General features: G+C 35.7%; 15 protein-coding genes. 5 read left to right on the plus strand and 10 right to left on the minus strand.

Annotated elements, in window-relative coordinates; translation table 11 throughout:
* The 6 genes from BMW37_RS13850 to BMW37_RS13875 form a co-directional block, all read right to left on the minus strand.
* Window positions 1–774: hypothetical protein (locus tag BMW37_RS13850; protein WP_143047669.1), on the minus strand; the 774-nt coding region annotated here is incomplete at its 3' end.
* A 295-nt stretch (window positions 775–1069) separates the two neighbouring features.
* Window positions 1070–2317, minus strand: coding sequence for a hypothetical protein (locus BMW37_RS13855; RefSeq protein ID WP_093322355.1), 1248 nt, complete (start codon window positions 2315–2317; stop codon window positions 1070–1072).
* 71 nt (window positions 2318–2388) lie between these two features.
* Complete coding sequence (locus BMW37_RS13860; RefSeq protein ID WP_093322357.1) at window positions 2389–3564, minus strand: hypothetical protein; 1176 nt, start codon at window positions 3562–3564, stop codon at window positions 2389–2391.
* 78 nt (window positions 3565–3642) lie between these two features.
* A complete protein-coding gene (locus tag BMW37_RS13865; protein ID WP_093322360.1) occupies window positions 3643–4947 on the minus strand; it encodes a hypothetical protein in 1305 nt (434 codons plus the stop codon).
* Between the two features lie 319 nt (window positions 4948–5266).
* A complete protein-coding gene (locus BMW37_RS13870) occupies window positions 5267–6661 on the minus strand; it encodes a hypothetical protein (protein WP_093322363.1) in 1395 nt (464 codons plus the stop codon).
* On the minus strand, window positions 6658–9333 hold the full coding sequence (locus BMW37_RS13875) for an inverse autotransporter beta domain-containing protein (RefSeq protein WP_093322365.1): 2676 nt from the start codon (window positions 9331–9333) through the stop codon (window positions 6658–6660). The genes BMW37_RS13870 and BMW37_RS13875 overlap by 4 nt, the downstream gene beginning before the upstream one ends.
* Window positions 9334–10911: 1578 nt before the next feature.
* On the opposite strand from BMW37_RS13875, the gene leuA reads away from it, so the two are divergent.
* From leuA to leuD, 5 genes are all read left to right on the plus strand, one after another.
* The gene (gene leuA / locus BMW37_RS13880) at window positions 10912–12609 is read left to right on the plus strand and encodes a 2-isopropylmalate synthase (protein ID WP_093322368.1); all 1698 of its coding nucleotides are present in this window, start codon (window positions 10912–10914) and stop codon (window positions 12607–12609) included.
* 76 nt (window positions 12610–12685) lie between these two features.
* Window positions 12686–13300 carry a glutathione S-transferase gene (locus tag BMW37_RS13885; RefSeq protein WP_093322371.1) on the plus strand — a complete coding sequence of 205 codons (615 nt, stop codon included), beginning with the start codon at window positions 12686–12688 and terminating at the stop codon, window positions 13298–13300.
* A gap of 114 nt (window positions 13301–13414) precedes the next feature.
* On the plus strand, window positions 13415–14500 hold the full coding sequence (leuB, locus tag BMW37_RS13890; protein ID WP_093322374.1) for a 3-isopropylmalate dehydrogenase: 1086 nt from the start codon (window positions 13415–13417) through the stop codon (window positions 14498–14500).
* A gap of 66 nt (window positions 14501–14566) precedes the next feature.
* Complete coding sequence (gene leuC / locus BMW37_RS13895; protein ID WP_093322376.1) at window positions 14567–15964, plus strand: 3-isopropylmalate dehydratase large subunit; 1398 nt, start codon at window positions 14567–14569, stop codon at window positions 15962–15964.
* 115 nt (window positions 15965–16079) lie between these two features.
* Window positions 16080–16682 (plus strand): 3-isopropylmalate dehydratase small subunit, encoded by a 603-nt coding sequence (gene leuD, locus BMW37_RS13900; RefSeq protein ID WP_093322378.1) that lies wholly within the window; start codon window positions 16080–16082, stop codon window positions 16680–16682.
* Between the two features lie 341 nt (window positions 16683–17023).
* Here leuD and BMW37_RS13905 read toward each other — a convergent pair whose 3' ends face one another.
* The 4 genes from BMW37_RS13905 to BMW37_RS13920 all read right to left on the minus strand — a co-directional run.
* Window positions 17024–18106, minus strand: coding sequence for a hypothetical protein (locus BMW37_RS13905; RefSeq protein WP_093322381.1), 1083 nt, complete (start codon window positions 18104–18106; stop codon window positions 17024–17026).
* Window positions 18107–18155: 49 nt separating this feature from the next.
* Window positions 18156–19907, minus strand: a complete 1752-nt coding sequence (gene recJ, locus BMW37_RS13910) for a single-stranded-DNA-specific exonuclease RecJ (protein ID WP_093322384.1) — start codon at window positions 19905–19907, stop codon at window positions 18156–18158.
* 79 nt (window positions 19908–19986) lie between these two features.
* Window positions 19987–20574, minus strand: coding sequence for a glycosyltransferase family 9 protein (locus BMW37_RS13915; RefSeq protein ID WP_093322388.1), 588 nt, complete (start codon window positions 20572–20574; stop codon window positions 19987–19989).
* The coding region (locus BMW37_RS13920) for an integrase core domain-containing protein (protein WP_143047670.1) at window positions 20571–21042 on the minus strand (472 nt) is incomplete at its 5' end. The genes BMW37_RS13915 and BMW37_RS13920, both read right to left, overlap by 4 nt.

Genomic DNA, 21042 nt, shown 5'->3' on the forward strand with positions numbered 1-21042 from the left:
GTCTTCTAATAGCTCACCTGCATTGCTAGGAGGTGATTGGCTAAAGTAGTGATTTAAGTCCCACACCTTAATAGGTTTCCCCATAGTCGGCAGACCATATTTAGATTTAGGTTCAAGCACAAACCCAATCCGCTTGCCTAATGCCATAGTTGGGATTTCTACAGCATCCAAGACATTAAGACTGACAGCCTTACTGAGTAATGGCGTGAAGTTGTGTTTCAATTGATATTGCTTAGCAACATCAGACCCTGCTTTAATGATATATTCACGAGGAATCTCTACAGGGTTTAACTCCTCCCATTTTAAAGACTCATTCCAAGGACTCACATTATCTAGCATATACCACTTAACTGAGATACCGACATCTAAGGCATCGTGACAAGGGTCAAAATCTTTATCGATGAAATTAAAATTATCAAAAAAATGACCAATACTAGCATCGGTTTTAGCGGCAGCCAGGTCCTTGTTTAATACAGAACAAAATATATCTGGTACATAAGCAATACTGCCTATCGTTGGCCCTCTTACAGTATTATCGTCATTTAGGGTCCAAGGAAAATAGGTTATCTTGCCAGTATCACTATCCTTCACTTCAGTCAGAAGCTCAGCCCCCACACTTTGCATATAAGGGGGATAGCCTTGGATTTCTTTTTGTTCAGTTTGTTTTGTAATAAAAGTATCAGCTGATACACTTTTATTTATCCCAAATCCCATCAAAATAAATAAAACTGATTTAAAAAGAAATGTATGTTGGTATCTATTTAATATATTCATCAATACTTCCTAGAATTTAATTTTTATATGATACTCTAATTGAGTTAAACCTAAATAAAAACATAACAAACACAATAAGCTATAGAGCAATACCTCATCTTAGATTGCTCATTAATATTTGTTTAATTATTGTTTGAATTAAATCGATAGAATAGAGTGTGTTATCTTTGATATAAGAGAAGACATATTTATACAAAATTATTCACTTAAATCCCCTATAAAAAGATTGCCCCTTAGGGCAATCTTTTTTTATATACGACTGATATAAATCTCACAATTGTGAGATTCATGAGATTTAGGGTTTTTCAGTATAATTTTCTTGAATTTCAAGCTTGATACCAAGTCCCCATCCCTGCTCAGAAAAATTAGGGCCTTTATCCTTAAGCACTTGTAATGCATCATCATTAGTCGCTTGCGTAGTAAAGCTATATTTTTTGAAGGTTTCACTACCAATAGTCACTGAACCTGCATCATTATTAACTCTAGTAGGATTTGTAGATGATTTATAAGAAGCAAATGGTTTATTGCCATCTTTCGTATCAAGTATTTCCCATTCTAGTGTTTCTAATTCTTCTGGGGTTGGATCGCGGTATACCGTACCAATACCCTCTGTTGGAGTCGCTTTACGTATCCTGATAGTTGCATAATATTGATGATCAACTTTTAAGATATCGGTATCTTTTACAAGCACATCATCATCATTTTTGGTAGGATCCATTGCATCATAGATATTAATTACCCAATTTTCACCAGGGACTATCCCCCCACCACCATCTGGATTTTCACCACCAGGTTCACCACACTTCTCATTATTACATCCAGGATCTGGATCCGGATTATTAGGATTATCAGGATTGAGTCCCGGATTTTCACCTGGACCTGGTTCTTCAGGTGCTTTTTGCGTAAATAATCTCCCTAAATCGAACACTTTGACCCAGTTACCAGCATTTGGTACACCTGTTTCTGTTTGAGGTAATGCCCAAAATCCGATACGATAACCAACCGCGGCTTCAGGGACAATTAATGCCTTACTATTTTGGTTACCTTCAAAAAAATTAACAAATTGTTCATCTTCAATTTTTCTGATAATTTTGACCTGTTCATCATTCCAACGCTCAATGACTTTTTCTGTACCTGGCTCATCAGCAAATCTAAACCCAGGCATAGCTTCAATAATATACCACTGCACCTCGGTAAATTTATCGGGAACAAGTGCAGGAGGTATCTGACCTGGATTGGGATTACCTAAAATAGCGGCGACATCATTATCTTGGTCACCAAAATTAAACAAAGGAGATTTAGTATTGCTATTATATTGATAAAGATAACTAGGCACCTCAATTTTGGCACCAACACTAATTTTAAGTGTGCCATTATCATTGATGCTACTTTCAATTACCCTTGAGCCTATTGATTCAAAGTAAGGAAAGTGCCCCATTACAGTTGTACCAGCTTTCTTTTCAATTATAGTTGCTGCAAAACTTGACGTGCTTAGCACAGCCATAGCAACAACTAAACATTTAATTTTATTTTTAGGCTGCATGGAATATCCTTATGCAAAATTTACTCAATATCATAAGTGGCTTAGGTATTTTCTAAACCGTTTATTTCACGTTACGGTAAAACTAATCTAACTTTTAGCTGCAAACTTTGCTCTGAAAAATTAGGTGCAAGTGTAGCTGCTTGTGGTAATGCATCTTGGTTAGTATCCTGAAGCTTAAATACCGTATTATCTCCTTTAATAAATTTAGCTTTTATTTCAGCTAAATCAACTGCATCATAGGTAAATGGTGTTTCTAAAGGACTAAATGCTTTTAATGCTTTAGCCTCAGTTGGAATATTATTTATCATTCCGTTTGCAGTCATAAATTCATATACTGGCGTAGTTTCATTAGAGTCTTGTACTTCATATAAACTCCAAGTTAAAAAATCTTCGTATTCAGCTGTTTTATCGACATAATCAAGCGATACTGCATCCCATTTTTCAACCGAAGCTTTATAGGTTCGTGTAACATAAATCGGAGTATCTTCTTCTAATAAAACTGCTTTCTCTTCACCATCAGTTATGTCATAGATTTTTACTATAAATTCATTATCCATTCCTACAACTTTATCTTCTATATCAGGATGCTTGTCTTCTTCAAGACCTGGTTCTGGCACTTTAGTGACCGGCGGTAAAGATGGATCAACTGGCGAAGTTTGTTTTCCTAAATAAGCGATATTAGGTACATCTAAATAGACACCTTCTTTGGGTAATCCACGCTCAGACCATGCTTTAATTCTAAACCCAATCTGGCTACCAACCGCATTTAATCCAACGGTGTAACTAGGACCAATCTCACCATCGTCATTTACAACACCATCATCAGAGGTCAGTAAGGTTGCATTTTCACCAGGTTTTATTTCTGTTGAATTTGCCTCTAATAGATACCATTCAAAGGTTAAATTAATTTGTTCTTTATCTTCAATATCTGAAGCAGTATTTGTACTATCTAAATCTGCCCATGTGTAATAAACACTATAAGCATCATCAATTAAATAAGTTGGTACGCGAAGTGTATCACCTGCTTTTACCTGAACTTTTTGCCCATCATTTTCGATGGCTTTATAAATTACATCTGGATTAGCTTGTTGATACAAATACGGACCTACGCTCGGCAGATAAGGACGATATCCATTGATAGGCGTAGTTATCTCAGAGTCATAAATTTGTGCTGCATTCACAGATAATGGCAAAACAACCAAAATAAATGATGTTATTGCACTTTTTATCCAAATATGTTTTTTCATAGGTTCGACTTCTTAAAGTTAAATAAGCTTTGACTAAGTGACCTTAATCAAAGCTTTATTTTAGGATAATTACACTAATTAATTCGCATCAACAGGTGCTACAGGCGCGTCTGGGAACTCTAATTCATCATCTGCGACTAAAATAGCTTTGATTGTTAAGCCTTGTTCTGAATTATTTGGTGCCCCAACATGTAATGCATCTTCATTATTCAGCTGAGTTTTAAATACCAAGGTATTTTCACCCGTTAATCTACCTGTGATATCAGCACCCTCTTTGTACATTGGGTCTAATGCTTTATCAGCAAGTAATGCTGTTAAGCCTTCTACATCAGTTGAAAATGCAGCTTCAGATAGACCAGTGCTTACAACCATACCGTCTTCATTTGAAAGCTGCCATACGATATTATTTGATAATTTCGATGTAGCTGCTTCATCTAATTCACTGTAAGTGACTTCACCATTCGTTAACGCAATTTCACCTGTAGTTGGATCTTGATCTATTTTCAGGATTTTTGCTCTATATTGGCTATTAACATAGGCGACTTTAGCTCCAGTACCTGACATTGCTTCATTATTTGAGTTAACAATAACCACTTGATATTTTGGATATCCACTATCAACTATACCACCACCACCGATATTCGGGTTTTCAGGATCTGTTCCACCAGGATTTTCTGGATCAACTGGTACAATCACAACTGGTGGCTGTGAAGGATCAACTGTGCCTGGCTCATCTGGCTTACCGTCACCATCAGTATCCGTACCAGGATTACTTGGATCGGTAATTTCAGGATAAGCTTGACCGGCTAATAACGCAACGTTCGGCACTTCAATTGCATAACCTTCAAGTGGCAAACCTAATGCTGAGATTGGCGTTACTCTAAAACCAATTTGTCTACCTGCATCGGACATTTGTACTGTATATGGCACACCAAATTCACCTGTTTGAATACCCTTACCCAGTGATTTACCACCTGCAAGTGTTGTACTGCCTTTTGCAACACTAAACCATTCAACTGATAACGCAATTTCTGTACTATTTTCAGCATCGCCATCAAGATCTGCATAACGATAGATTTTATTACCTAAAGCCTCTTCATTAGCCGTTCTAATCTCGTTAGCAATATTTACTGGAACGTATAATGTATCCCCTACTTCGACCTTTGTTTTAGCATTTCCATTTGCAGAAGCTGCATAAGGAACAGTCGGCTCATCTTTTTTTGTAATCGCCGCACCCATTGCAGGGAAAATTGGCACAAAACCGTGAATTTGATTCGTTGGTGCTGAATCAAATTGAACTAAAGCCGCATTTGCTGTCATCGCAAAAAATGATGAGCTTAATGCGATGGCAATTGCTGTACGTTTAAAAAATGTGTTTTTCATTGAAATTTCCTTTTAAATTAACTAACGAATAGCCCTTGCAATAAATGCCTGACTACTTTTCTTTTTTACTTACTTATTTATCAGTCAATGTTTATAAACTTAAAATATGACTGGGTGGTTTGCTGAAATTATTAAATTTCATAAATTAAAAAATACTTTATATTAAAAATTACTTTAAATTAAAAAACTGATTTACATCCAAAACAAATTATTAACTGAATTAGCTATTTTGAAATATTAGATTACATACATAATACATTTTAATTTGCTTAATGCTGTCAAAATGATTGATTTTATGTAAATTTTTAAATTCCTTTGCTTATTCTTCGTAACTAAAACTGACACTTAAAAAAGCACCTTGTTCTGAATCTTGAAGTGCTGTATTCACATTTGCATTTGTATTTTTATCCTGCGTTTTAAACCACGCATAATCTAGCTCACCATTTTCAGTGAATTTAGCACCTAGAAATTTATTAACAGTGGAATCACCTTTAAATTCAATTTTATTTATACAAGAAGACTCTGTATTCCAAGCTCTAGACCACTCTGTAGATAAGCAAGTCTCATCCATTGGATACTGAACATTCCATCTAAACGCTTTATTGTCATCTTCATTGAAATATTCTTCTTTAGTTAATTTACGTGTGCTACCATCTTCGTTATTTTTAATAAATACTTTTGCACGATATTCACGTACCGTATATAACTGTGGATTTTGTTGTAAATTATCAATTACGCTATTACTCGCTACAGGCATAACATCTATTAAATTTGAGTTTTCATTCGCAACATCGTAAATTACGACTTGAACCTCGTTTTTAGGTATCGCACAATCAGCAGGGTCAGCTTCAGCAATCACTGCAACTTTAATAAAATTTTTATTCGGTGCAGGTTCTGGATCAGGCAATCCTGGATACTGTAAGTTACCTAATGTCACTCCCTGTAAAATCTCATTTGATTCAATATCATCTGGTAAATCAGATGCTAATGCTCCTGGTGATAATATTTTTCCTTTTACAAGATCATCGACTTCCACTTCAAAAACATTTGATATATATGGAAAACTGCCTATCATTGTCCATGGTTGTATGCTATACACTAAGCTCATACCAACAGTTGACACTTCTTGCCCATCGACGAAGATCGTCTTTGGAACATTAAGATTTATTTTACTTGCACTAACAAACTTAGCTTCTAAATCCGTTCCTGTAATCCATTCAATTTTGTTAGGATTAGCAGGATAAGTGCTATTTAACTTAAATCCCCAGCGAATCGTGTCAGATGTTTTAAAATGCATATACGATTCTTTCTCACCAACTTCATTTGGTGCCATGACTTCTAACGTTTTAGTAGCATCCCAGTCACCGTCAGGATCAATTATTTGATAGTTAACTGTCACAGTTGAACAGACTCTTACTTCTCCTAGGTCATTATTCACTGTCGCAATTGTTCTTATTCCTGGTGTTGTTCCTTCTAAAGATTCTGTCGCAGCTGAAACCATTGTTGAGCTTTCTCGGGATAACTCAAATGCACCATTTTTAAGATTTCTAGATTGATCACTATCAAAGTAATTAGCATCATCCTCTATTTGAACATTATCAGGCGCCACAGCATTGGCCGTTATGCCAAAGCTTAGTGCGCTGCAAAATAACGCCATCTGGGCAATTTGAAAGCGTTTTTTATACTTAAATATTTGTTTGTCCTTAAACATCATTTAGTGTCGCTCCATGAGGTGGCTTTTATCTCTGATTTATTATTATTCATATAGCCTAAATATGTTTCTTCAGCCATAGAATCTAATGAAGGCTTGCAATCTTCAATAATTGGGTTCTCTTCATTAATCGATCTAAAATCAAATTGGACTGCTAATCTTAAACCTTGCTCTGTCACAGTCATGTCCTGCCTTGATTTAGCTGCGTTATCTGCTGCTAAAATTTCGCCCCAAGCCAATTCATTAAACTCATAATTACTAATTTGCGTTAGAAAAATTGGCGTGCCGCGACAACCTTCTAAAGCGTTATATTCTTTTTTGATGCCATCTACAACAAGCTCATAACCTCTATCTTTAGCAGTGATTTCAACACCTTTTACAGGATCCCAATATAGCCAAACAATGCTTTGAACATACCTTTCAGTAACATCTACTGTGAAATCTGGATTAGCAATTGGATCTGTAGCGTGTAATATTTTTGCTCTGTACTCTGTATTGGGTTTAATTGGATTCTTAATTACATTAATTGGAACCCCATTTAAAAAACCACTTCTTGATACTAAATTTGAATAATTAGCGAATGTTGTCGCACCACTTGAACTTTTTGCAGGCACTTCCCATATTTCGATGATTAAGTTTTCAGGATCGATCATCAAGTCAGAAGGATGTGTAAAGGCAACCTCACCTACTGCTGTGATATTTGAATTTTTCTCGGAAACAATTTTGACGCTAATACGTCTAGTCACACCTTCTTCAATAAAAGAGTCATCAGCAAGTGCAACTAAACTCAATTCATTATTTGCCTCACGATTAAATCGTGTCACGATACGAACATATTCATCATCATCATTAATCAGTTGATAAGGCTCTTTACTCCCTTCATTTTTCCAAAAGATACTAATATCAGGATTAGCAGTAAGATCAAACGGCTTACCCTCTGTGTCAAAAGCTTCAAAAACTAATACTGCCTTATTTGCTTCAGGAATGTTATCAATTTGAGTTTCTAAAATTGGGTAATCCTCAAATTTAATAACTTCAGCATTACCTGAAGAAAGTACTGAATTAGTGATTTCATCCACATATTTAATTAAATGCGCATCAGAAATTGCTTCATATCCACGTTCAGTTGTCACTTTAAGTCTAACGTAATGATTTTCAGGAGAATTAATCTCAAATGTAATGCTTGGTGTATTACTAGTAATTACCGCTAAAGAATTACCTGCAAGATCAGTCACACTCCACTCATAACTTTTAATTGGCGATCTTGTTTCAATAGTAGATATAACATTAACCATCTGTCCCATTGTTGCTTGCGTATCACCTGTTAATGCGATTGAAAAATTTTCTTTCTTATATTCAAAGACAATATCGTAATTTCTATCAACCATGTCATAACGACTGCCTTTAAGACTTCTTGCCACTGCAACATTGGCTGGGTCTAGCTGCTCTTCTAGTGGCGTCCCTAATTGTAGATTTAGAGTTAAATCAACTTTAGTTTCATCAGCACCTGACTTACCCATTTTGTGTGTTATTTGTGTTTTAATTAGTGGGATTGGCATATAGTCAATTCCCACTCCAAAACTATAAGGATCAGATTGGCGCTCATTAATACCAAATAGTGCAACCTCATCACCAAAATACTGCTCATATAATAATGAACCACCAAGTTGAGGATAGTTAGGCAAATACGCTTTTGCCCTAATATCAAATCCAGCAGCAGGTCTCTCGTCATATATTAATGATTCATAACTTTTCATTACTTCAGACTCTTTCCAACCTGAAACTGGCGCATAAGTATTAGCAGCGATTTTATAATTATCAGCCCAAAACTCAGCCCCTAACCCAGCACGTGTATTATCCCCTGTAAAATCATGATCAATAAACGCATTAGCACCCGCTAGCCAGTCTGCAGTTTCATAGCGATAACCAATACCAAAGTTACCAACTGTTCTTGAATCTTGACCTGAGCCCTGCTCATGAATACCAACTTGACTAAATACAAGAGACTCTTTTTTATCATAAAGAGGGGATAACACGTTAAGCTCTGAATTTGTTACCTCACCTTCCTCATTTAAAGCAATATTCACTTCAGCTTTACCAAAACGGCCTAAAAAATTACTTACTGTTTCATTAATTTGGTTATTAACAGTGCTAGTAACTGTATTAATACCTTGCTGCTTGGCATTCTCAATAATTTGCTCTGTCTTAAAATTTTCCCACCCTTCTTCCGCGGTTGTTACAACAGCATTTGCAAAATTCTCTTCTGCTGTGCCTGTAACATACTGAGCTCCAGGTATAATTCCTTGTGTTAAATCCAAGATTGTTGACTGTTCACTTGCAACACTTAACACTCCTAAGTCTGGTAGAGTATTATTTTTTGGTGCATTATCACTTACACTTGCTAATTCTAATTGTGGTAATTTAACAACTGATCCCTTAGCTAGCATTTCTCCAGCCTCAAAGCGATCGCCATTTAAAGCAATAAGATCAGCTACACTCAAATTATGTTTAAGCGCTAACTGATAAACTGATATCTCACTTTCAATAATGACATCAGTTACTTTAATCGCTTCTATATTTTGATTACGATTGTCTTGTGCACTCGCACTCAAGCCTATTAAGATAGTCACCAAAATAAAAATTGTTTTGATTTTATAGTGAGTTATATTTTTCACGTATGTCTCGTCTTATTACCTGATATTAAAATTCCGTTATAACAAACTATTTATTAATTATAGTTTGTAATCGTCCTTGTTAAATCGCTCTTTTATTTTTATAAAAAACATTAAAATCAAATGATTAATCTGCAATCTAATCATTATGGGTTAATATTGTAAAGATAATTAATTTTTATTTAAATTAAGATAGAACTTCTACATTTATAAAATTTTAAATATAAAAACCCTCTAAATTTAGACTGTTTTCTAAATTCAGATTTGATTAAAGGTAATTCAATTTATAAAGTTAAGATTTTAACTTTTAGATTATTGCTTATTCCATTTCTGCATTTCTTTTATTTATTCCTTTAGTGTTAAATACAATCAATTTATATCTATTCGTATTAGCCAGTTCATCTTCTAAAATGGCTAAAAAGTTTATTTAAGTATGCTAGACTGTTCTTTTTATAAAACCTTTGCATTACATTTAAGTTTGATAAGTGAATTTTACTCTAAATTTTTATAAAACAATATTTTTTCCAACATAATTTACAAAGAATATCACTTCCACCCCCAATTTGTTACACTTGATTACACAATCTTGATTAAAGCAATACATCTTCACTGAAATTAACCATATTTCATCATCTTACATACACGCCAGCAATAATTTTTTTGTTTTTATTTTAAAAAATCACTTCAATAGTCTTATAAAAAAAATCTTTATTCATTTCTTTCAAACAAGACTTACCCATCAAAAAAACTTACTTCAACATATAATTACAAATACAAACTAAAAATAACAGTTTATTACATTTATTAATTCTTACCCTCGACTTTATATATTTCAACCTTATTTAAAAGCTTAATTTAATATAATAAAAATCAACATATACACCAATAATTACAAAGTTACATAAGATTACAAAAAATCATATTATTTTTTCCACTCAGTATTCCGTCAGCCTTACTATAGTAATTTCATATAAAATTCCAAATAACAGTATTGATGCTATCAATTTTTATTGAAATGCAGCCTGCAGTATTTAGTTGGTATGTTGTCCTTATCTATTATTCATACTATTCATCACATTGACTTTTTAACTGCACCATATCTATTATTGCCAGAATCCCTTGATGCAAAAGAACTTACTTAACTTTTGGTTTAATAGCAATCAGTTAACACTAGCGAGTAATAAAAAAAATAAAATAATTTGACAAATCTAATTCTTTTTGCTAAAAATAGACTAAATTTGTTTTTCGTTACGCAAATAGTTAATAATAATTTTGGCTTAAGCGTACTCAATTTATAGGTTATGTTATGTTCAATACTCATTTTCTGCTTACTCTCCTGCTACTCGTGACTTCGTTGCGCGGTATGTCTGTGGGTAAAATAGTTAGCATATAACCTAAGCAAGACAAAAAACCCGCGCAACTGCGCGGGTTTTTTTTTGCGTATTTTTATTTTTTTATTAAATGAAGTGCAGATACATATCACACTGCAACATTGATTGATAACCAGGTACAGTATTCGTTAAGCAATACGCACTCTACCTAAATGATACCATTCGTTATGTTTAAATAAAGGATAATACTATGATTAAAGATCCTCAAACAAAATACCGTACCTTTGCACCTATTGCCTTGCAAGATAGACAATGGCCAAATAAAACAATTACAAAAGCACCAAGATTTTTAAGCTCAGATTTACGTGATGGTAATCAAGCACTAATAGAACCAATGAGCATAGAAAAAAAATTAAGAATGTTTGATCTATTAGTTGAGTGCGGTTTTAAAGAAATTGAGATTGCATTTCCCTCAGCTTCAGATACTGAGTTTAATTTTGTTCGCCGCTTAATCGAAGAAAAACGTGTTCCAGAAGATGTAACCTTACAAGTGTTAACACAGGCTCGAGAAGATTTAATTGTCCGTACGTTTGAAGCATTAAAAGGGTGTAAACAAGCGATAGTTCATGTTTATAATGCAACCTCTCCAGTGTTCAGAAAAGTTGTATTTAACATGGAAAAAGAACAAATAAAAGCACTTGCTGTTAAAGGAGCTACGTTAATTAAAAATGAAGCTAAAAAATATCCCGAAACTAATTGGACATTTCAGTATTCACCGGAAATTTTTTCAGATACGGAGTTAGATTTTTCTATTGAAGTCTGTGAAGCTGTGTGTGATGTTTGGGAGCCGACTCCTGAGCATAAAGTGATATTAAATTTACCAGCCACGGTTGAGATGTCAACACCTAATGTATATGCAGATCAAATTGAGTATTTTTGTCGACATATCAAAAAACGAGATAGTGTAGTGATCAGTATACATGTACACAACGATAGAGGATGCGCGGTGGCAGCAACTGAACTCGCATTAATGGCAGGAGGAGATAGGGTTGAAGGATGTTTATTTGGGCACGGTGAACGCACTGGAAATGTCGATTTAATCACGATTGCCTTGAACTTATATACTCAAGGCATCGACCCCACTCTTGATTTTACCAGGATAAATAAAATTGTAAGGGAAGTCGAGCATTGTACTCAACTGCCAGTGCATCCAAGACATCCTTATGCTGGAGAGCTAGTATTTACTGCTTTTTCAGGCTCACACCAAGATGCCATTCGTAAAGGCTTATCACAACGTAAAAAAGATGTTGAAACTAACCCAAATGCATATTGGGAAGTTCCATATTTACCGATTGATCCTATGGATCTAGACCGTTCCTATGAAGCGGTTATTAGAGTGAATAGCCAGTCTGGTAAAGGGGGAGTTGCTTATCTGCTTGAACAAGATCACGGTATTGAGATGCCAAGACGCCTACAAATTGAATTTAGTCGCGTTGCTCAGCGAGTTGCTGATGAAACAGGAAAAGAATTAACCTCGGACGTACTTTACTCTATATTCGAAGAAGAGTATTTTAATGCACCTAGACACATCGATATCGAAAAACAAAAAATGTTATCTGAAGATGATGAGGGCAATACGACAATAGCGGTTGTGTTTGTACGTAATGGTAAACAAATCCAAATAGAAGCAAAAGGTAATGGACCAATTGCCGCGTTTGTAGCAGCAATTAACCAAGCATTTTCAATTGAGATTGACGTTGTCGATTATAATGAACACGCTAGAAGCCAAGGCGCTCAGGCAAGTGCGGTTTCTTATATTGAAATGCAGATTGGCAACAGAACTTTATTTGGTGCGGGTACACATGCAAATAGCTCAAAATCATCTTATTTTGCAATCATGAGTGCACTAAACCGTGCAATTGAAAAGCAGTGGCTTACATTATCTTAAATTAAAGTATTAATAGTAAGTGGGACTATTGTATAGTAGCACTTACATTTTTAACTAATCTGTAGAGGATATTCTGATGCAACTATTTACTTCTCCAATCTCTCCTTTTGCAAGAAAATGTTTAATCACGGCCAGGCATGTAAAGCTACTTGATAGTATCGAACTGATAAAAAGTACAGCACACCCTGTTGAACGCAATGCTTCAATTATTGCTAAAAACCCACTTGGCCAAATTCCAACACTCATTTTAGACTCTGGAGAGGCAATATATGATAGCAGAGTGATTTGTGAGTATCTCAATGAAAAAGGAAATGGCTCACTATTTGGGCAAGGCCAAGAAAGATGGCAATATCTGACTGACCAATCATTAGCAGATGGCATGACAGATGCTGCAATTTTAGTGAGATATGAACAAGGTATTCGCCCAGAAACGTATCAATGGGAAGAATGGGTTAATGGCCAACTAGATAAAATAACCCAAGGTTTAGTTGAATTCGAATACAGGGCAGATACATTAGAGAAACGATTTGATATCGGCACCATCAGTTTAATCTGTGCCTTAGATTATATTTCATTTCGACTAGCCGATTTCCCGTGGCAAGAGCAATTCCCGAAACTCGCGAACTGGCAAAAAAACTTTAGTATGCTTCATAAGGATGTAGAGGCAACAAAACCCGCTTTATCTGCTTAGTCGATACAGAAATATAGGCAATATGGGAATAACAGAACGTTTTTAATCAGTGATGACTTTATCGAATATATTTTGAATTAACATTATTTAACCCTCTTTAGCAAGGATCTTTGTATGAAACAGCATCAAATCGCAGTATTAGCAGGTGATGGGATCGGCCCAGAAGTCATGGCAGAAGCCTATAAAGTATTATCAGCCATTAACAAACGCTTTAACCTTGACATCCAAACTAAAGCTTATGATGTAGGTGGTATAGCAATAGATAATCATGGCACCCCTCTTCCAGCGACAACGCTTGCAGGATGCGAAGCAGCTGATGCCATTTTATTTGGTTCAGTTGGTGGCCCTAAATGGGAAAACTTACCCCCTAATGAACAACCAGAACGCGGAGCGTTACTTCCGCTGCGTAAGCATTTTAAACTGTTTTGTAATTTAAGACCCGCTCGACTTTATGCTGGCTTAGAAGATCATTGCCCATTAAGACATGATATAGCCATGAAAGGATTTGATATTTTGTGTGTACGAGAACTAACAGGTGGCATTTACTTTGGTCAACCCAAAGGGCGTGAAGGTGAAGGCGCGAATGAGCGTGCTTTTGATACTGAAGTTTATCATCGTTATGAAATTGAACGCATAGCCCATATTGCTTTTCAGTCAGCTCGCAAACGTCAAAAACGTGTTATTTCAATCGATAAAGCAAATGTATTGCAAAGCTCAATTCTTTGGAGACAAGTAGTCAGCGAAGTTGCAAAAGAGTACCCTGATGTAGAGTTGAGTCATATGTACGTTGATAATGCAGCTATGCAATTAGTTAAAGCGCCAAGTCAATTTGATATTATGCTTTGCTCAAATCTTTTTGGTGATATTTTATCTGATGAATGTGCAATGATTACCGGCTCAATGGGGTTACTGCCGTCTGCAAGCTTAAATGAAAATGATTTTGGTTTATATGAACCAGCTGGCGGAAGCGCGCCTGACATTGCAGGGCAAAACATTGCCAATCCAGTTGCACAAATACTTTCTCTTGCACTTTTACTTCGTTATAGCTTACACCTTGACGAAGCCGCTCATGCAATTGAAAATGCCGTTAACCGTGCATTGGAAGAAGGTCATCTAACTCGTGATTTAGCAGGCTCAGGTCTTTCACTCAGCACTAGTGAAATGGGTGATAAAATAGTTGAAATGATCAACTTACATTAATTGAGATACTCAAAAAAATTGTTACTAATTTATTAAGCAATACTAAACGCTTAGCATGAGGATTTTATGGCTAAAACATTATATGAAAAATTATTTGATGCTCATGTTGTACATGAAGCACCAAACGAAACGCCTATCTTATATATTGATAGGCACCTTGTACATGAAGTCACCTCCCCGCAAGCCTTCGATGGGTTACGGGCGATGAATCGTAAAGTTCGCCAACCAAGTAAAACCTTTGCAACCATGGATCATAATGTCTCTACTCAAACAAAAGATATTAATGCAAGTGGCGAAATGGCTCGTATACAAATGCAGGAACTTGCTAAAAACTGCGCAGAATTTGGTGTTACCCTTTATGACATTAACCACCCATTCCAAGGAATTGTCCATGTTATGGGACCAGAACAAGGTCTAACTTTACCAGGTATGACAATTGTTTGTGGTGATTCCCACACAGCAACTCATGGTGCATTTGGTGCTTTAGCATTTGGAATAGGTACATCTGAAGTTGAGCACGTTCTAGCAACTCAAACTCTTAAACAGTCTCGTGCTAAGACGATGAAAATCGAAGTTAAGGGACAGGTAGGTAAAGGGGTAACAGCTAAAGATATCGTACTTGCTATTATCGGTAAAACTGGCAGTGCTGGCGGCACTGGGTATGTCGTTGAGTTTTGTGGTGAGGCAATTGAAGCGCTTTCGATGGAGGGTCGAATGACCGTGTGTAATATGGCCATTGAGATGGGTGCTAAAGCTGGCCTTATCGCACCAGATGAAACAACCTTCGAATACTTAAAAGGACGTCAATTTGCGCCATCAGGCGATAAATGGACGCAGGCTGTTGCCTATTGGCAATCATTAAAATCAGATACCGATGCTAAATTCGATCATGTCGTGACTTTAAATGGGGCAGATATTGCACCTCAAGTCACTTGGGGAACGAATCCTGGTCAAGTTATCTCAATTGAGCAAGCTATCCCTTCTCCTAATGACTTTAATGATAGTATTGAAAAAGCATCAGCTGAAAAAGCCCTCGCTTATATGGATTTAAAAGCAGGCATGTTAATGAGTGAGGTTAAAATCGATAAAGTCTTTATTGGTTCTTGTACTAACTCTAGAATTGAAGATTTGCGAGCTGCAGCAGATATTGCTAAAGGACGTAAAGTGGCTGCGAATGTTCAGGCGCTAGTTGTACCTGGTTCAGGCCCTGTTAAAGCTCAAGCTGAAGCAGAAGGTCTAGATAAAGTTTTTATTGATGCTGGTTTTGAGTGGCGCTTACCTGGCTGTTCCATGTGCCTTGCGATGAATAATGATAGATTAAATCCAGGTGAACGCTGCGCATCAACAAGCAATCGTAACTTTGAGGGCAGACAAGGCCGTGGTGGTAGAACACATCTTGTCAGTCCAGCAATGGCTGCTGCAGCTGCAGTAATGGGTCATTTTGTTGATGTTCGTAAGCTATAGATTAACATGCTCACATCAAGCGTTATCATAACAACGCATTTGTGAGCTTATTAAGCTAACAAGTAAACTTAATCATACCAGATACTTTTAAAGTATATTAATGAAGGAAGGCATTATGTCAAAATTTATCGAACATACGGGGTTAGTTGCACCACTTGATGCGTCTAATGTAGATACAGATGCAATTATACCAAAGCAATTTTTACAAAAAGTCACACGCATAGGATTTGGACAGCATTTATTTCATGATTGGAGATTTCTTGATGATGCTGGTAAAGAGCCTAACCCAGAATTTGTTCTTAACTATCCAAGATATAAAGGGGCAACCATTTTATTAACTCGTGAAAACTTTGGATGTGGTTCATCACGTGAACACGCACCTTGGTCACTTGCTGATTATGGCTTTAAAGTTGTGATTGCTCCGAGCTTCGCGGATATTTTTTATGGTAACTGCTTTAATAGCCAAATACTACCGATTGTTCTTAGCGAATCAGAAATTGATACCTTATTTAAGTTTGTAGAAAACAATGAAGGGGCACAAATTACGGTGAATTTAGAGAATCAAACGGTGATAGCGAATCAACAAACGTACCAATTCAAAATTGACGCATTTAGACGTCACTGTATGTTAAATGGCCTCGATAGCATTGGGTTAACATTACAGCATGATGATGCGATTAAAGCATATGAGAGTAAGCAGCCTAGTTTTTTAAGCTAAACAGATTCTATTATTCATAAAATCATGTTTAAAGATAATAGACTGCTGCTAGCTTCAGTGAAGTATTGACATCCTCCCCCTGCTAAAGCAAGGGGGTTCATACTGCGCACCTTCAACTACATAAAATATTAATCAAACCATCATAAATCTTATATACCATACTGAAAACTGATGATATAAGATGTCGATTATCATGCCATCATATGAACATAACTCACACTCAAAAATAACTTGATTCATTTCAATAATATATAGAATTAAAAGCATAATAAATAAATCATTTAATTTTAAAAATTCAATTCTATATTACTTAACAATTAATTATAAGAATCCACGTAATATCAAAATAGACCTAAAAATTTTTTCTTCTTAGATAACAAATGAGACTCACCTTTTATGGTATAAGGCTGCAAATAGGCTTGATATTTTTTATCTTTAAAATACGTTTGTAATACCTCTAGTGCCGAGTCTTTGTCATAAACCAATAAATCAATATAACTATTTGTAATGCCGGTTTCTCCGCCAATAATATGAGCTAAATTAGCCCCCTCTAATAATTCACCGAGCGTTTCTTCAATATTATAACGAGCATTGACAATGTCCTCATCATTATGAGGATAATAAATAAAACATGGGTATACCCCTAGTTCTGCCGCTCTTTCAAATAATGTATTTTGCTTTCCACCAATTTCCTCCTTATACGCCATTAAGAATTCTGAAAATCGAGTAATACCAATGACACTATCTTGTCTAACATAATTGCCCTTATCATTAGATTCTTCAAAACGGTATGCACTATAATTTTCAATCAGAGATGAAACGGGACTGAGTGTAGCATCTGCTATCGCATCTTCTATAGCATGCGCTAAATCATCGATCGTTGCTAATGAATTATCACATTCAGTAAGATACCCTTCAATCAGTACGTAATTGCAAGACCATAATTCACCTAAGGCTAAATCAAGAATCAAAAATGAGATATTATAACAATCATTTTCAGGTAATCTCTCAAAGCCAGGCAAATAAACGTAGCATATAAATTTTTTACGTTCTTCGTCAAAATTGAAACGAACCCTACACTCAGAGAAAGAAACCTCTGTATCATTTATTTTTAAACCAGCTTCTTTATACTTTTTATTCCTCACTTTAAATGGGCTGAAAGTAACATTTTCATATTGATTATTCTTAAGCTTTAGAAGTTGAACCGCTAAAAATGCGTTTAATTTATTGCCAGGGGTAGATAAATTGATTTCTAATGGCTGCTCGCCTCCAATTTCTAGCCCTATGTCGGGTATGGTTTCATGTACGATCGTTTGCATCAATTGAAATGCATCATGCGGGGATTCTTTTGCAATCTTAATGATATTTTCAGAATGAGAATCAAATCTATTCCAAAATTCACGGCCACGTTGATTAAAGTTCATTATATACCTCAAAAAATTAATTGAATTATCAGGGTAACGCAAAAATAAATCATGCTGGTTCAATATAATCGATCATCAGCTGTAGATTTTCTTCACCCCGAAAATAATTGATGTCTAATTTATAAACCAATTTAACTTGTTTGATTGAAGCATCAGGCCAAATTGTTGTATCAACGTTAAACGCAATTGCATCTATCAAAGGTTTTAATCTAGTATCAGAACCGTTGCTTGATATCACAGGTTCTAATGTTAGTTTCAAATGCTTCTCTTTAAGCATGCGTTGCTGTAGTATTTTAAACACGCCATCAAAAGCCGGTTCAGGAAATCCCTGCCCCCATGGCCCTGATTGATTAAGAAGCTTAGCAACTTCAATATTCATTAACTCTGGTGACAATTCGCCATCAGTCCAAATAACCCCTTTTAAATCGCTCGGATCTACCCACTTTTGAATAACTTCATTGAAAAGCAATTCAAACCGAGAAAAATTATCCCTTGAGAGAGTTAAACCAGCAGCCATCGCATGACCACCGAATTTATCTATCAATCCAGGTTCAATTGTTTGCATACGCTCAAGCACATCCCGTAAATGTACACCGGAAATAGAGCGCCCTGAACCTTTTAATTTACCCTCTTCCTCAGCAGGTGCAAAAGCAAACACAGGTCTGTGAAATTTTTCTTTAATCCTAGAGGCTAAAAGCCCCACAATTCCTTGATGCCACTCCTCATGAAATAAAGCAATACCACTTGGAAAAACCGAATTTTCCTTAGCCAAGACATCGCAAATACCGATTGCCTCAGTTTGCATGCTCAGTTCTATTTCTTTTCTAGACTCATTAAGTAAATCTAATTCAGCGGCTAATTCAGAAGCTTTAATAGGATTATCACAAATTAACAACTCTACTCCTATCGACATATCATCTAATCGACCTGCTGCATTTAATCTAGGCCCTAAAACAAATCCAAGATCCTTAGCATTGAGCTTTGTAATATCCTTACTTGCGACTTGTAAAAGTGCGGCAATACCTGGCCTACATTTACCCGCTTTGATTCTTTCTAATCCTTGATAAACTAAGATACGATTATTTTCATCTAACGGTACAACATCGGCAACCGTACCAAGTGCCACTAAATCTAAAAAGTTTGCCAAGTTTGGTTCTGTAAGTTGATTGGTCTCAAACCAATTAATGGTTCGTAAATGGGCTCTTAATGCGGACATTAAATAAAAAGCAACCCCTACACCCGCTAAATTTTTAGATGGGAATTGACAATAAGGTAAATTAGGATTAATAATAGCATCGGCATCAGGTATCTTTTCGCCTGGCAGGTGATGATCTGTGACTATCACTTTAATACCGAGTTCCTTTGCAAGAACGATTCCCTCGAAAGCTGAAATTCCATTATCCACTGTTAAGATAAGTGAACTTCCTAAACGATGGGCCTCTTCAACTAACGCAGGACTCAAGCCATATCCATTTGAAAATCGGCTTGGAATTAAATAATGGACCATTTTAGCGCCCATCGCTTTTAAAGCTAGAATAGATAAAGCTGTACTAGTTGCACCATCAGCATCAAAATCACCAACAAGTGTAATAGTTGAATTATTCGATAAACTATTAGCTAATAACCCCACAGCTTTATCTAGTCCATTCAATGTATTTGGGTTATGTAACCAATTGAGTTGATAACCATTCAAAGGGATAGAAGCACTGCGGTTTTGAAAAATTAATTCTAATACGTTTTGTGCATCTTTAGATATTGGGAGAATAACTGAATTAGTTAAATTTCTTTGTTTTATTTCCATACTAACTTAACCTCATCGTTAAATTTCTCTCGAAGGTACATAAAATGAATACTGACAAATTCAACTTTTAAAAATTGCATTACTTATTTTTTAATCTATAAAAAGCATCGATGATTTGCCTAGTATTAATGCTGTCAATGTGCCTCGCATTATAAACTAATTCATATTTAGTATTTAAAGGATGCCATCTTGTAAGTTTTTCTATACGGTTCTCGAACAAACCAACAACAGGAATAGATAATGCAGAGCAAAAATGCAAAGGTGCACTATCAGTACAAATAACATAGTCTAGTGATGTCATGGAAGCAATTAGATCTTGAATGGTAGGCGTTTTAGGAAATATAAATCCATTAGGTAGATGCCAAGCATATTCAAAATCTCGAATATCATTTGAATAAACAAAAACCTCATATTCTTTTGATAAATACGAGGCTATTTCTTCCCATTTTGTTTGTGAAAGTGCCCTATCCTCAGATTTTTGAGACACAAATAGACCAATCCGCTCAACATCTTTTTTAGGATATTCCTTAATCCACTTATCAACAAATTTTTCATTTGCAAAAACAGAAAGCTTTAGCTCTTCTATATTTGGTTCAATTAAACTATCCATTAGCTTAAATCCAGCTAAAGCTTCATGATGTAGTGGTTTTGAAGCGATAAATGTCAAGCGACCTGTCCGATTTTTTTACTGTTATTTGCATCATTTTCTTTGACTGGGTTAAACACTATTTTGTCTTCATAATTCCAGTCTCTTGTATCCCGAGTGTTCCAACGCTCTGGATAAGTTAATTTAGCAAGCCTATAGACTTCTTTTCGTTTAGCCAGTATGTCACCATCAATACCTTGATGGCGCTGAGCAGGCGTCACGTATTTAATACCACTGTGTCTATGCTCATTGTTGTACCAATAAACAAAACTGAGCACCCATTCTCTTGCTTCCTCTATATCCCTAAATCCTTGTCGAGGGTATTGCTTACGTGTTTTCATACTACCGAATAAACTTTCAGAAAATGCATTGTCATTACTGACAGCAGGACGGCTATAGGAAGCGATGATCCCAAGCTGTTCTAATTTAGCTTTCATCGTGTACCCTTTCATCGGGCTACCATTATCAGAGTGCAATGTTAATTCATCC

This window comes from Thorsellia anophelis DSM 18579 (genome assembly GCF_900111395.1).
GTDB classification, from domain to species: Bacteria; Pseudomonadota; Gammaproteobacteria; order Enterobacterales; family Thorselliaceae; genus Thorsellia; species Thorsellia anophelis.